We start from the raw sequence: 13,096 nt of genomic DNA on the forward strand, positions 1-13,096 counted from the left end.
ATCTGCCCCGGTTTTGCAGAAATATCTTTCCTCCCCCGCCTGCGGCCGGGGGTCTCCATGGAGGAATGCAGATGACCGAACTGCCCGCACTCGACCGTACTCCGCTGATAGAGCGGCTCGCCGGGTTTGTCGATGACTTCCCCGAAGATCGGGCTTACACCTTTATGGATTACAACTTCGACCCCGGCGGCGTCGCCACGGACGTGACCTGGGGCGAGCTGGACCGCCGGGCCCGCTCCATCGCCGCCGCGATCCGCCGCGCCACCGAACCGGGACGGCGCGTGGCGCTGCTCGCCCCGCAGGACCTCCACTACGTCACAGGGTTCCTCGGAGCCATGTACGCCCGGGTGATCGGCGTCCCGCTGTTCTCCCCGGACCTGCCCGGCCACGGTGACCGGCTCCTCGCCGTCTACCAGGACGCCGAGCCCGACGTCGTGATCACCACGAGCGCGTCACTGCCGCACGTGCGGTCGTTCCTGGCCGACAACTCCGTCCGGGAGCCCGCCGAGGTCATCGTCGCCGACGAGGTGGCGGACCGAGACTGGACGTTCGAGCCCATCGACCCCGACGACATCGCCTACCTCCAGTACACGTCCGGCTCGACCCGCACCCCGGCGGGCGTGATCATCACGCACGGCAACTTCGCGGCCAACGCCGAGCAGCTGTGGCGGGCGTTCGACGGCATCCCGCGCGAGTCGTCCGGCGTGAACTGGCTGCCGGTCTTCCACGACATGGGCCTGGTCACCACGGTCGCGCTGCCGCTGGTGTACGGCAACCCGGGCGTGATCATGGACCCGGTGGCGTTCATCATGCGTCCCGTCCGGTGGCTGGAACTTCTGAGCCGGCAGAGGCATGCGTTCACCGGAGGCCCGAACTTCGCCTACGAGTACCTCACCGCGCAGGTCACGGAGGAGGAGAAGGAGACCCTCGACCTCAGCGGCGTGCAGGTCTTCATGAACGGCGCCGAGCCGATCCGGGAGAGCACGCTCACCGGTTTCTACGAGGCGTTCAAGGACTGCGGGCTGCGGCCGGAGGCGCAGGTGTGCGCGTACGGGCTGGCCGAGGCGACCGTCTATGTGTCGGCGTCGTCCCGGTTCAAGGAGCCGACCCGCACGGCGTTCGACCACGAGAAGCTGCGCCGCGGCGTCGCCGAGCCGTGCGACACGGACGCGCCCGGCGCGATCCGGCTCATCGCCTGCGGGACGTCCTGGGGACAGCGCGTCGCCATCGCCGACCCCGAGACCGGCGTCCGGCTCGCGGACGGGACGGTCGGCGAGATCTGGGTGCACGGCCCGAACGTCGCGGCCGGCTACTGGGGACGTCCCGAGGCGACTCGGGAGACGTTCGCGGCCGAGCTCACACAGGTTTCCGGGGAGTCTGGGGGGTCGTCTCCCCAGAAAAGACACGCCGATTCTGGCGAGTTGCCAAGCGGGCCGTGGCTGCGTACCGGCGATCTCGGCGTCCTGCACGGCGGGGAGCTGTTCGTCACCGGCCGCATCAAGGACCTGATCATCGTCGACGGCCGCAACCACTACCCGCAGGACATCGAGGTCACCGTCTCCGGCGCGCACAAGGCGATCCGCCGCGAATACACCTGCGCGGTGTCCGCCGACACCGGCGACACCGAGGGTCTCGTGGTCGTCGCCGAGCGGAACAGGCGCGTGCCGATCGCGTTGCTCGATCCGGACGAGGTGGCGCAGGCGGTGCGCACGGCCGTGAACCAGCAGCACGATCTGCCGGTCCACGACTTCGTGCTGATCGAGCCGGGCGGGCTGCCGCGCACCAGCAGCGGGAAGATCGCCCGGTCCGCCTGCCGCCTCGCCTATCTCGAAGGGCGGCTGCCGGTCACCGAGCGGTTGGCGGCCCGCCTGGAGTGAGCGGCCGGCTCACGCGTGCTCCCCGTCCTGGCCGCTGCTCAGCCAGACGGGGAGCAGCAGCATCAGCTCCAGCCGGATCGCCGGGTCCTCGAGGTCGTAGTCGAAGATCTCGTGGAGCTGCGCGAGCCGGTACCGGACCGTCTGCGGGTGGACGCACAGCGCCTCGGCGGCGTCCGTCGCGTTGAAGCCGTGCCGGAGGCACTCCAGCAGCGTCGCCGCCAGCCGGGCGCCGCGGTGCGGGCCGAGCGCGGCGAGCGGGGCCAGCCGGCGCCGCGCCGCCGCCTCGGCGAGCGTCCGGCCTTCCTGCAGCAGCAGGTCGGGCACGTACCGTTCGGCACGGACGAGCGTGCCGGACCCGGTCGGCCCGAGCCGCCCGGAGGCCACGAGGTCGAGCGCCCGGTGCGCCCAGTGCAGCGAGACCCCGGCCTGGTCCGCCGGCACCGACGGCCCCACCGCGCCCGTCCACCCGCCGAGGGCGGCGGTCAGCCGGCCCGGCCCGCCGGGACGGTCCGGGTCGGGCATCACCAGGCAGGGGCGGCCCCGGTCGAGCCCGCTGAGCAGGGACGGCGGTAACCCCGCCGGGCCCTCCCCGCCGCTGCCGGGACGCGGGCTCAGCACGATCACCGCGAGCCGCTCGGGCAGCGCCCAGCCGGCCAGGTTCGCCTGCTCGACGACGATGTCCTTCGGCGCGGGCGGGTCCGACAGCAGCAGGCTCAGCAGCCGGCTGCGCCGCTGCTCCCGCTCGCCCGCCGTCTTCTCCCGGGCCCGCGCGTAGCCCTGCGCGGCGGCGGACGCCAGCAGGTCCAGGTAGGCGAAGTTCACCTCGGTCAGCGCGATCGCCAGCTCGCGGGGCTTCTGCAGCCGGTCGGCCTCCCGCGACAGGTACCGCCACGCCGTCCGGGACGCGACGCGCAGCGCGTTCTGCAGGTGCTCCAGCCCCCGGCCCTCGATCGCCTCGCCGTAGCCGATGTCGAAGAAGACCTGGTGCACCTCCTGCCAGGACGCGTCCGGATCGGCGATCATCTGCACGAAATGGCCCATGCCCTGCGCGACCGCGAGCCGCATCACCTCGGTGTACACGGGGTCGTCCGGCCGCGCGTACTCGGGGACGTGCCGCAGCACGCCCTCGACCATGGAGTCCACCAGGGCCGGAAGGTGCGGGCGCATCCACTGCGCCTCGTCCCGGGGGACGTCGCGCCAGGGCTCCTTCGACAGGCCGTCCGCGGCGGACCTCTCGTACAGCTCCGTCAAAGTGTCACCTCCATGAGCGGACACCCGGGCCGCCAGGCTAGGTAACACGCGTCACCCACGACACTCATATCGATGACAAGACCGCCGGATTCCTTGTCACATTTGCGTCAGCGCCGCCTGTCAGCGCCGCCCGTCAGCGCGCCGCGAGCGACAGCATGACGACGGCGGCCGCCGCGCCGCCGAGCCCGGCCGCCTGCGTCCGCGAGAGCCGCTCGCGCAGCGCGAGCACGCCGAGGAGCACCGGCACCACCGGGTACAGCGACGACAGCACGACCGCGATCACCACCAGCTGCTCGCGCGTGGCGAGCAGGTAGCAGACGAGCGCCGCCGCCGCGAGGCCCCCGTTCACCGCCGACCAGAACCACAGCCCCGGGGACGGGGACCGCCGGCCGGACGACCACATCATCGGCGCGATCGCGAGGACGGCCGCCGCCCGTCCGGCAGCCACCGGCCAGAGGCCCGATCCGCCGGCCTGCGCGAGGGCCAGGTACTGGATCCCGATACCGCCGCCGGCGAGCAGCCCGTCGACGAGCGCCGCGCGCACCCTGCCCTGGTCGTCCGGCCGCGACCGGGACACCAGCCACAGGGCCGGCGGCACGATGACGATGCCCGCCCACGCCGCCGCCGAAGGGCGGTCGCCGAGGAACACGACGCCGGCGACGACCGGCAGCGCGACCCCGCCGACCGCGCTGACCGGGACGACGACGCTCAGGTTCCCCCGGCCGATGCCGCGGTAGAGGAACACCATCGCCAGGCCCGTCCCGACGCCCGACAGCGCGCCCCATCCGAGGTCCGCGGCGGCGACGCCCGGCGCGGGGACGGCGAGCGCGGCGGCGACCGCGCACGCGAGCCCGCCGACCTGCCCGAGGAGCGCGACGACGGCGAAGTCGGCCCGGCGCGACAGCAGGCCGCCCCAGACGTCGGCGATGCCGTAGAGCAGCGCCGAGGCGAGGGCGGCCAGGATGCCGATCACCCGCCTCCCGCGTCGCGCTCCGCCTGACCGACCGGACAGACCGCGCCGGCGGTGCAGCACCGCCGGTCGCAGAGCCGGCACATCAGCTCCGAGTCGCCGATCCGGTCGTAGAGGCGGGCCAGCAGCGTGGCCAGGAGGCCGGCCAGCGTCTCGCGCTCGCCCTCGTCCAGGGCGGCCAGCGCCTCGGCCAGCGGTGCGTCGCGGGCGTCGAGCATCGCGCGCACCGCGTCCTCGCCCTTCGGCGTCAGCCGCACGTGGACGGCCCGTCCACCGCCGGGCCGGCGGCGGGCGAGGCCGGCGGCCTGGAGCCCGTCGACCATCCGGGCGGCGGCGGACTGGGTCAGCCCGACCCGCCGCCCGAGCTCGGTGACCCCGAGATCGGGCGCGTTCGACAGGACGACCAGCGCCGCGGCACCGGTCGGGCCGACCCCTCCCGCGGCCGTGGCGCCGGACAGGACGAGGTCGGTCACCGCGAGCGAGGCGGCGCCCAGCAGGTTCGCCAGTCGGTCATGCATGACTCATGCATGCTAGCAGACGGCCGGTGTGTCCAGCCTCGGCGGGGCGCCGTTTGCGTGCCATGCTGGCGGGTAACGCTGGTGTTCGGAGGTCGCCTGATGGATCGCGGAGCCGCACCCGACGCGCAGGTCGACGGGCGGCGCAGGATCGCCCGCACGGACGTGCTGCTCGCCGATCCGCGACTCGCCGAGGCGGCCGGCCGGCTCGGGCGCGGCGTGGTGAAGGCGGCCGTCGTCGCGGCCCAGCGCCGGGCCCGGAGCGGCGAGATCCCGCCGGACGCGGTGGCCGCCGCCGCCGTCGCCGCGCTGCCGGAGACCGCCGCCGGGCTCCGCCCCGTGATCAACGCGACCGGCGTCCTGCTGCACACCAACCTCGGGCGGGCGCCCCTGTCGGACGCCGCCCGGGAGGCCGTGGCCGTGGCGTCGGGCGGCACCGACGTGGAGCTCGACCTGGAGACCGGCAGGCGCGCACGGCGGGGGCGGACCGCCCTCGCGGCGCTGCTGGAGCGGGTCCCGCAGGCGGAGGCCGCGCACGTCGTCAACAACGGCGCGGCGGCGCTGGTGCTGGCCGCGACCGCGCTCGCGCCCGGCAAGGAGATCATCATCAGCCGCGGCGAGATGGTGGAGATCGGGGACGGCTTCCGGATCCCCGAGCTGCTCGCCGCGACGGGCGCCCGGCTCCGCGAGGTGGGTACCACGAACCGCACCGCGCCGGAGGACTACGCGGCGGCCGTCGGCGACGGCACGGGCCTCATCCTCAAGGTGCACCCCTCGAACTTCCGCATGACCGGCTTCACCCGGGCCGCCGACGTCGCCGAGCTGACCGGGCTCGGGGTCCCGGTCGTCGCCGACATCGGCTCCGGCCTCCTCGCCCACGAGCCGCTCCTGCCCGACGAGCCCGACGCCGCGTCGATGCTGAAGGCGGGCGCGCACCTGGTCACCGCCAGCGGCGACAAGCTGCTCGGCGGGCCGCAGTGCGGGCTCGTCCTCGGCCGGGACGACCTGGTGCGGCGGCTGGCCCGCCACCCGCTCGCCCGCGCGCTCCGGGTCGACAAGCTGACGCTCGCCGCGCTGGAGGCGACCCTGCGCGGGCCCCGCACGCCCACCGGCGAGGCGCTGCACGCCGATCCGGCGGTGCTGCGGGAGCGGGCGGGACGGCTCGCCGCCCGCCTGCGCGACCGGGACGTGGACGCGGCGGCGGTCGAGAGCGAGGCGGCGGTCGGGGGCGGCGGCGCGCCCGGCGTCGTCCTGCCGAGCGCGGCCGTGTCGCTGCCCGAGCCGTACGCGGCCCGGCTGCGGCGCGGCGCCCCGGCGGTGATGGGACGGGTCGAGGACGGCCGCTGCCTGCTCGACCTGCGCTCGGTGCCGCCCGGCCTGGACGGCGCGCTGGCCGACGCCGTGGCGGCGGCGCGATGACGCACGTCGTCGCGACCGCCGGCCACGTGGACCACGGGAAGTCCACCCTCGTCCGCGCCCTCACCGGGATGGAACCCGACCGGCTGGAGGAGGAGCGCCGCCGCGGCCTGACGATCGAGCTGGGGTTCGCCTGGACGACGCTGCCGGGCGGCGGCCGGCTGGCCTTCGTCGACGTCCCCGGCCACGAGCGCCTCGTCACCACGATGCTGGCCGGGGTCGGGCCGGTCCCGGCGGTCATGGTCGTCGTCGCGGCCGACCAGGGCTGGCAGCGGCAGTCCGAGGAGCACCTCGCCGTCCTGGACGCGCTCGGCGTCCGGCACGGCCTGCTCGCCGTCACGCGCATCGACCTCACCGACGCGGCGACCGCCGGCCGGGTCCGGGACGAGGCGCTCGGCCACATCGCCGCCACGTCGCTCGGCGAGGTCGAGGCGGTCATGGTCAGCGGCGCCGGCGGCGACGGCCTGGACGAGCTGCGCGCCGCCCTGGACCGGCTCACCGCCTCGCTTCCCGGCCCCGACGAGGACGCCGACGTCCGGCTCTGGATCGACCGGGTCTTCACCATCCGCGGCCGGGGCACGGTCGTCACCGGCACGCTCGGCGCCGGGACGATCAGTGTCGGCGACCGCCTCGCCTCCGGCGGCGAGATGCTGCGCGTCCGCGGCCTGCAGAGTCTCAAGGAGGACCACCGGCGGGTCGGCGCCGTCGCCCGCGTCGCCGTCAACCTGCACGGCAACGCCGGCGGCCTGGGCCGCGGCGACGCCCTGCTCACCCCCGGACGCTGGCTGGACGCGGACGTCGTCGACGTCCGGCTGCACGGCGACCCGGCCCGCGACCTGCCGCGCGAGCTGCTCTTCCACGTGGGCTCGGCGGCGGTGCCGGCGCACGTCCGCCCGCTGGGGGACGACACTGCCCGGCTCTCGCTGCGGCGCGCGCTTCCGCTGCGCGTCGGCGACGTCGCCCTGCTCCGCGACCCCGGACGCCATCGCGTCCCGGCCGGGGTGACCGTCCTCGACGTCCGCCCGGAGGCCTTCACCCGGCGCGGCGCCGCGGCGTCCCGGGCCCTCGTGCTGGCCGCGATGACCGGCCGCCCGGACGGTGCCGGCGAGCTGCGGCGGCGCGGCCTGATCAAGCGGGCGGACCTGGTCGCGATGGGCGTCCCCGCCCCGTCCGAGCCGGTGGCGGGCGACTGGCTCGCCGACCCCGGCCACTGGGACGACCTGCGCAGGCGGCTCGAAACGGCCGTCGACGAGCACGCCGCCGCGAACCCGACCGACCCCGGGCTGCCCGCCGACGCCGCCCGCCGCGCGCTCGGCCTGCCCGACCGGGCCCTCGTCGAAGCCCTCGCCCAGGGCATGCGGCGGCGCGACGGCCGGATCTACGGCCGGACGACCGCGCCCGAGCTTCCCCCGGACGTGCGGAAGGCCGTCGACGCCGTCCGCCGCGACCTGGACGAGCACCCGTTCCAGGCGCCGGACGCGGGCCGGCTGGCCGAGCTCGGCCTCACGCCGAAGATGATCGCCGTCGCCGCCGCGACCGGCGCGCTCTTCAAGGTCGCCGACGGGATCGTCCTGCTGCCCGGCGACGACGCCCGCGCCGCCGCGCTGCTCGCCAAGCTCGGCGGCCCCTTCACGCTGAGCGAGGCCCGGCGCGCCCTCGGCACGACCCGCCGCGTCGCCGTCCCGCTCCTGGAGCACCTGGACGAGAAGGGCTACACGGTCAGGGTGGACGACCTCCGCCGCCGCTGCATCGAAGGGACGACATGACGAGGCTGACCCAGTACGCGCACGGCGGCGGCTGCGCCTGCAAGATCCCGCCCGGCGAGCTCGAAGACGTCGTCGCCGGCCTGACCAGGTCCCCGGCCGAACCGAATGCCGAGCTGGTGGTAGGACTCGACACGGGTGACGACGCGGCCGTCGTCCGGCTCCAGGACGGCCTGGCCACCGTCGCCACCGCCGACTTCTTCACGCCCGTCGTCGACGACCCCTACGACTGGGGCCGGATCGCCGCCGCGAACGCGCTGTCGGACGTCTACGCGGTCGGCGGCCGCCCGGTCGTCGCGGTGAACCTCCTCTCCTGGCCGCGCGAGGTGCTGCCGTTCGACCTGGCCCGCGAGGTGCTCCGCGGCGGCCTGGACGTCGCGTCCGAGGCGGGCTGCCATGTGGGCGGCGGGCACAGCGTCGACGACCCCGAGCCCAAGTACGGCATGGCCGTGACCGGTGTCGCCGACCCCGCCCGGCTCCTCCGCAACGACACCGGCAAGCCCGGCACGCCCCTCTCCCTGACCAAGCCCCTCGGCCTCGGGATCCTGAACAACCGGCACAAGGCGACCGGCGAGGTCTTCGAACAGGCCGTCGCGACCATGGTCGAGCTGAACCGCGACGCGTCCGCCGCCGCCCTCGCCGCGGGCGCGGTCTGCGCCACCGACGTGACCGGGTTCGGGCTCCTCGGGCACCTCTACAAGATGGCCCGCGCGTCCGGCGTCACCGCCGTGGTCGACGCGTCCGCCGTCCCCTGCCTGGACGGCGCCCGCGAGTCCCTCCGCGCCGGCTACGTCAGCGGCGGCACCCGCCGCAACCTCGACTGGGTCGCCCCGCACACCGACTTCGGCGCGACCGGCGAGGACGACCGCCTCCTGCTCGCCGACGCGCAGACGTCCGGCGGGCTCCTCGTCGCCGGCGAGATCCCCGGCGCGCCGGTCATCGGCGAGCTGGTGCCCGCCGCCGAGCACCCGCTGGTCGTCCGCTAGGGCTCGGTGCCGGTCCGGTCCGTAACGCCGGCGCGCTCCCGGTACTCGCGGACCAGCGCCACGGCCTCCGCGCCGCGCGGACGGCGGCCCGGCCGGATGTCGACCGACAGCGCCTTCGCCTCCTGGATGTGGGTGTTCGGATCCAGGGAGAGGTGCAGCAGCTCGTTCGCGGCGTCACCGGTGCTGTAGCCGTTCGGTCCCCAGTGGTAGGGCAGGCCGACCTGGTGCAGCGTCCGGCCGTCCACGACGAGCGGCTGCATCCGCCGGGTGACCAGGACCCGCGCCTCGACGACGGCGCGCGGGCTGACGATCGTCGCCCAGCCGCCGTGCTCCAGCCCCCGCCGCGCCGCCAGCTCCGGCGAGACCTCGCAGAAGAACTCCGGCTGCAGCTCCGCCAGGTACGGCTGCCAGCGGGACATGCCGCCCGCCGTGTGGTGCTCGGTGAGCCGGTACGTGGTCACGACGAACGGGTACACGTCCGCGCCCGGCTCCGTGCCGCTCGGCCCGTACCGGTTGTCGGGGTGCGGTTGCAGCAGGTGCCGGACGGGGTTGCGCTGCTGCCCGTACAGCGGGTTGGTGAACGGCGACTCCTGCGGCTCGTAGTGCGTCGGCAGCGGGCCGTCCATCAGCCCGGCCGGGACGTACAGCCATGCCTTTCCGTCCGCCTGCATGATGAACGGGTCGTCGCCGGCGAGCGCGTCCGGGCCCGTCGCCTCCCGCGGAGGCTTGTGGTCCGGAGGACGGTCGGCGATGAAGTCGGGCACGTCGTGGCCCGTCCAGGCGCCCTTTCCGGCGTCCCACCAGACGAGCGCCTTGCGCTCGCTCCACGGCTTGCCGTCGGGATCGGCGGACGCCCGGTTGTACAGGATGCGCCGGTTGGCGGGCCACGCCCAGCCCCATTCGGGCGCCACCCAGTGCTGGTCCTTGCCGGGCTTGCGGCGCGCGGGCTGGTTGACTCCGTCGGCGTAGCAGCCGCAGTAGATCCAGCAGCCGCACGACGTGGACCCGTCGTCCTTCAGCTGCGTGTAGGACGACAGCGGGTTCCCGTCCGCGTCATGCCCGTTGATCTCGGCGAGCACCGCCTCGGCGTCGGGCTCGTCCAGGCTCCCGTGCGTCGGGTAGTCCCAGGTGAGGTCGAGGACCGGCCGGTTCATCTCCTCGGTGGAGCCGGCCAGCTTCTCCCGGATGATGCGGCCGAGGTGGTACATGAACCACAGGTCGCTGCGCGCGTCCCCGGCGGGCTCCACGGCTTGGTGGTGCCACTGGAGCATCCGCTGCGTGTTGGTGAAGCTGCCGTCCTTCTCGGTGTGCGCGGCGGCGGGCAGGAAGAACACCTCGGTGCCGATGTCCTCGGCGCGCATCTCGCCCGTCTCGATCTCCGGGCCGTCCTTCCACCACGTCGCCGACTCGATCAGCGAGAAGTCGCGGACGACGAGCCAGTCGAGGTTCGCCATCCCGAGCCGCTGGATCTTGGCGTTGGCGGACCCGACGGCCGGGTTCTCGCCCATGAGGAAGTAGCCCTTGCACACCCCTTCGATCTGCGCCATCGCCGTCTCGTAGGTGCTGTGGGAGCCGGTCAGCCGGGGCAGGTAGTCGAAGCAGTAGTCGTTGTCCTCCGTCGCGGCGTCGCCCCAGTACGCCTTGAGCAGGCTGACGATGTAGGACCGCATGTCGCCCCAGAACCCCTTGCGCGCCGCCTCCGCCTGGATGAACGCGTCCAGGTCCTCGTTGGTGTGGGCGTGCGGCATCGGGATGTAGCCGGGCAGCAGGTTGAACAGCGTCGGGATGTCCGTCGAGCCCTGGATGGACGCGTGCCCGCGCAGCGCCAGGATGCCGCCGCCCGGACGCCCGATGTTGCCGAGGAGCCCCTGCAGCACCGACGCCGCCCGGATGTACTGGACGCCGACGGTGTGCTGCGTCCATCCCACCGCGTACGCGAACGCCGACGTCCGGTCCCGGCCCGAGTTCTCGGTGAGCATCTCGCAGACCTGGAGGAACTGCTCCTGGGAGACACCGCAGATCCGCTCCACCATCTCCGGCGTGTAGCGGGCGTAGTGCCGCTTGAGGACCTGGAACACGCAGCGGGGATGCTCCAGCGTCGGGTCCCGGTCCGGATGCCCCTCGCCGATCGCCGCGCCGCCGGAGCCGTGCTGCTCGCCGCGTCCCGACTCCGCGACGGCCTCGACCCGGTCCTCGTACTCCATGTCCCGCTCGCCGGCGGCCGACTGGACCGACATGCCCTCGTACTGCCACGTCCGGTGGTCGTAGCTGCGGTTCTCCGGATTCAGGCCGGAGAAGACGCCGTCCAGGTCCTCGGTGTCGAGGAACTCCTCGGAGAGGATCACCGACGCGTTGGTGTAGGGGACGACATAGTCGCGGAAGTACTTCTCGTTCTGGAGGACGTAGTTGATGATCCCGCCGAGGAACGCGATGTCACTGCCGGCGCGCAGCGGGACGTGGACGTCCGCGAGCGCGCTCGTCCTCGTGAACCGCGGGTCGACGTGGATCACCTTCGCGCCGCGCGCCTTCGCCTCCATCACCCACTGGAACCCGACCGGATGGCACTCGGCCATGTTCGAGCCCTGGATGACGATGCAGTCCGCGTTCTGCAGGTCCTGCTGGAAGGTGGTCGCGCCGCCGCGTCCGAACGAGGTTCCCAGACCGGGAACGGTGGAGGAGTGTCAAACGCGGGCCTGGTTCTCGATCTGCACCGCGCCGAGCGCGGTGAACAGCTTCTTGATCAGGTAGTTCTCCTCGTTGTCGAGGGTGGCGCCGCCGAGGCTCGCGACGCCCATCGTGCGCCGCACCCGCACGCCCTCGTCCTCCCACTGCCAGCCGTGCCGGCGCGCCTCGATCACCCGGTCGGCGATCATGTCCATCGCCGTGCCGAGGTCGAGCGGCTCCCACTCGGTGCCGTGCGGGCGCCGGTAGAGGACCCGGTGCTCGCGGGCGGACCCGGTGGTCAGCTGGAGGCTGGCCGAGCCCTTCGGGCACAGCCGCCCGCGGCTGACCGGCGAGTCGGGGTCGCCCTCGATCTGGGTGACCTTCCCGTCCTTGACGTAGACGTCCTGGCCGCAGCCGACCGCGCAGTAGGGGCAGACCGACTTCACGACCCGGTCGGCGGTGCTCACCCGCGCCTGGAGGCGCTCGCTGCCGGCGCTCTTGGCCGCCGCGCCGCGCCCCAGCGGATCGCCGCCGGTGAACTGCCGGTAGACGGGCCACGACTCGATCCATGTGCGAACGCCCACGTCACCGCCCCTTCTCACCTCGGCGCGCGGTCCACCTACCCGCCGCCCGGACCGCGAAACGCACCGGACGGCGGTACCCGGTGTCCGAGGTCACCGGGCGGCGAAGGCGGCCAGGTTCACTGAGATCGGCTCGGGCCTCCCGCCGTTCTGGACGGCGGACGCGGTCAGCACGTCGAGGTGCTGGTACCCGGGCGCGACGACGTCGCCGGGCCGCGGATCGCTGAAGAGTCCGTCGCCGGCCTCCAGGTTGAGCGTCGGGTTGGCGGTGAGGCCGTTCTCGTGGACGGCGTCGTCCGCGATGCCCGGCGCGTCGGCCAGTGCGATGTCGGTGACCATCTTCGTCGGGAAGTAGCGCTCGGTGAAGTCGAGCGGATGCTCCGACAGGCTGCGGGCCAGCTCGGCGATGTCGGTGACCTCCTTGCCCGCGGTCGTGAACGGCGTGCCGTCCTTGGACTTGTGGACGGGGTCGTCGGGCGCGCCGACGCGGTCGAAGTTCCGCCACGTGAAGAGAGGGCCGCCGGGCTCGTCCGGAATCGCCTTCTTCTCCTTGCCGAGCAGCCTGGACAGGCCGCCGAGCCCGATCTCCTCCAGGTCGTTCGGCGCCGGGAACTCCTTGTCGACGATCCTGCCGCCGTCCCAGAAGCCCACGCTGGCCTGCATGAACGCGAGCGGCTCGGAGTTGTCGTCCAGCAGCCCGCCGAGCGCGGCGGCGCCCGCGCCTTCCAGGATGCCCGGCTGCGCGACCAGGATCCGGTCGGCCCGCGCCGAGTCCGCGGGCCCGTCCTTGTGCCGGAACCGCAGGTACGACAGCCAGTCGCAGGCTTCCGGACGCGGTCCCGCCGACGCCGGCAGCGGCACCCTGACCCGGACCACCGACTCGCTGACGGTCACCGGCGAGGTGGAGGCGACCGGTGCCTCGGACCGGCCGGCCTCGCGGGCGCCGGCCGGCCCGGCCGCCGCTCCCGCGATCGGCACGGACGCTCCTGCCACCACAGTGATCCATCGTGGAGTCACCACGTTCTCCTTCCGGGGATGCGCGCCGGATGTCAGGAGCCCACGATGAACCTGTC

9 protein-coding genes are annotated in these 13,096 nt (G+C 74.0%); 4 read left to right on the top strand and 5 right to left on the bottom strand.

Annotated elements, in window-relative coordinates; genetic code table 11:
• The first annotated feature begins 71 nt into the window (after positions 1–71).
• Positions 72–1,877, top strand: coding sequence for a fatty acyl-AMP ligase (locus tag ABGB11_RS12780; protein ID WP_347632165.1), 1,806 nt, complete (start codon positions 72–74; stop codon positions 1,875–1,877).
• Between the two features lie 9 nt (positions 1,878–1,886).
• Here ABGB11_RS12780 and ABGB11_RS12785 read toward each other — a convergent pair whose 3' ends face one another.
• From ABGB11_RS12785 to ABGB11_RS12795, 3 genes are all read right to left on the bottom strand, one after another.
• Complete coding sequence (locus ABGB11_RS12785; RefSeq protein WP_347632167.1) at positions 1,887–3,128, bottom strand: helix-turn-helix domain-containing protein; 1,242 nt, start codon at positions 3,126–3,128, stop codon at positions 1,887–1,889.
• A 133-nt stretch (positions 3,129–3,261) separates the two neighbouring features.
• A complete protein-coding gene (locus tag ABGB11_RS12790; protein ID WP_347632169.1) occupies positions 3,262–4,101 on the bottom strand; it encodes an EamA family transporter in 840 nt (279 codons plus the stop codon).
• Positions 4,098–4,616 carry a MarR family transcriptional regulator gene (locus ABGB11_RS12795; protein WP_347632171.1) on the bottom strand — a complete coding sequence of 173 codons (519 nt, stop codon included), beginning with the start codon at positions 4,614–4,616 and terminating at the stop codon, positions 4,098–4,100. The genes ABGB11_RS12790 and ABGB11_RS12795 overlap by 4 nt, the downstream gene beginning before the upstream one ends.
• A gap of 99 nt (positions 4,617–4,715) precedes the next feature.
• Here ABGB11_RS12795 and selA point away from each other — a divergent pair, with 99 nt between their 5' ends.
• From selA to selD, 3 genes are read left to right on the top strand one after another with little or no spacing between them, the layout of a single operon-like run.
• A complete protein-coding gene (gene selA / locus ABGB11_RS12800) occupies positions 4,716–6,032 on the top strand; it encodes an L-seryl-tRNA(Sec) selenium transferase (protein ID WP_347632173.1) in 1,317 nt (438 codons plus the stop codon).
• The gene (locus ABGB11_RS12805) at positions 6,029–7,795 is read left to right on the top strand and encodes a SelB C-terminal domain-containing protein (protein WP_347632175.1); all 1,767 of its coding nucleotides are present in this window, start codon (positions 6,029–6,031) and stop codon (positions 7,793–7,795) included. Before selA ends, ABGB11_RS12805 begins: the two co-directional genes overlap by 4 nt.
• Complete coding sequence (gene selD / locus ABGB11_RS12810) at positions 7,792–8,778, top strand: selenide, water dikinase SelD (protein ID WP_347632177.1); 987 nt, start codon at positions 7,792–7,794, stop codon at positions 8,776–8,778. The genes ABGB11_RS12805 and selD overlap by 4 nt, the downstream gene beginning before the upstream one ends.
• On the opposite strand, the gene fdh is transcribed toward selD, so the two are convergent.
• Both fdh and ABGB11_RS12820 read right to left on the bottom strand, forming a co-directional pair.
• Positions 8,775–12,026 (bottom strand): formate dehydrogenase, encoded by a 3,252-nt coding sequence (gene fdh / locus ABGB11_RS12815; RefSeq protein ID WP_347632179.1) that lies wholly within the window; start codon positions 12,024–12,026, stop codon positions 8,775–8,777. The two genes, selD and fdh, sit on opposite strands and share 4 nt — an antisense overlap.
• A 90-nt stretch (positions 12,027–12,116) precedes the next feature.
• Positions 12,117–13,001 carry a hypothetical protein gene (locus ABGB11_RS12820; protein WP_347632181.1) on the bottom strand — a complete coding sequence of 295 codons (885 nt, stop codon included), beginning with the start codon at positions 12,999–13,001 and terminating at the stop codon, positions 12,117–12,119.
• Between the last annotated feature and the right edge of the window lie 95 nt (positions 13,002–13,096).

This window comes from Actinomadura sp. B10D3, from assembly GCF_039871695.1.
Lineage (GTDB): Bacteria > Actinomycetota > Actinomycetes > Streptosporangiales > Streptosporangiaceae > Spirillospora > Spirillospora madurae.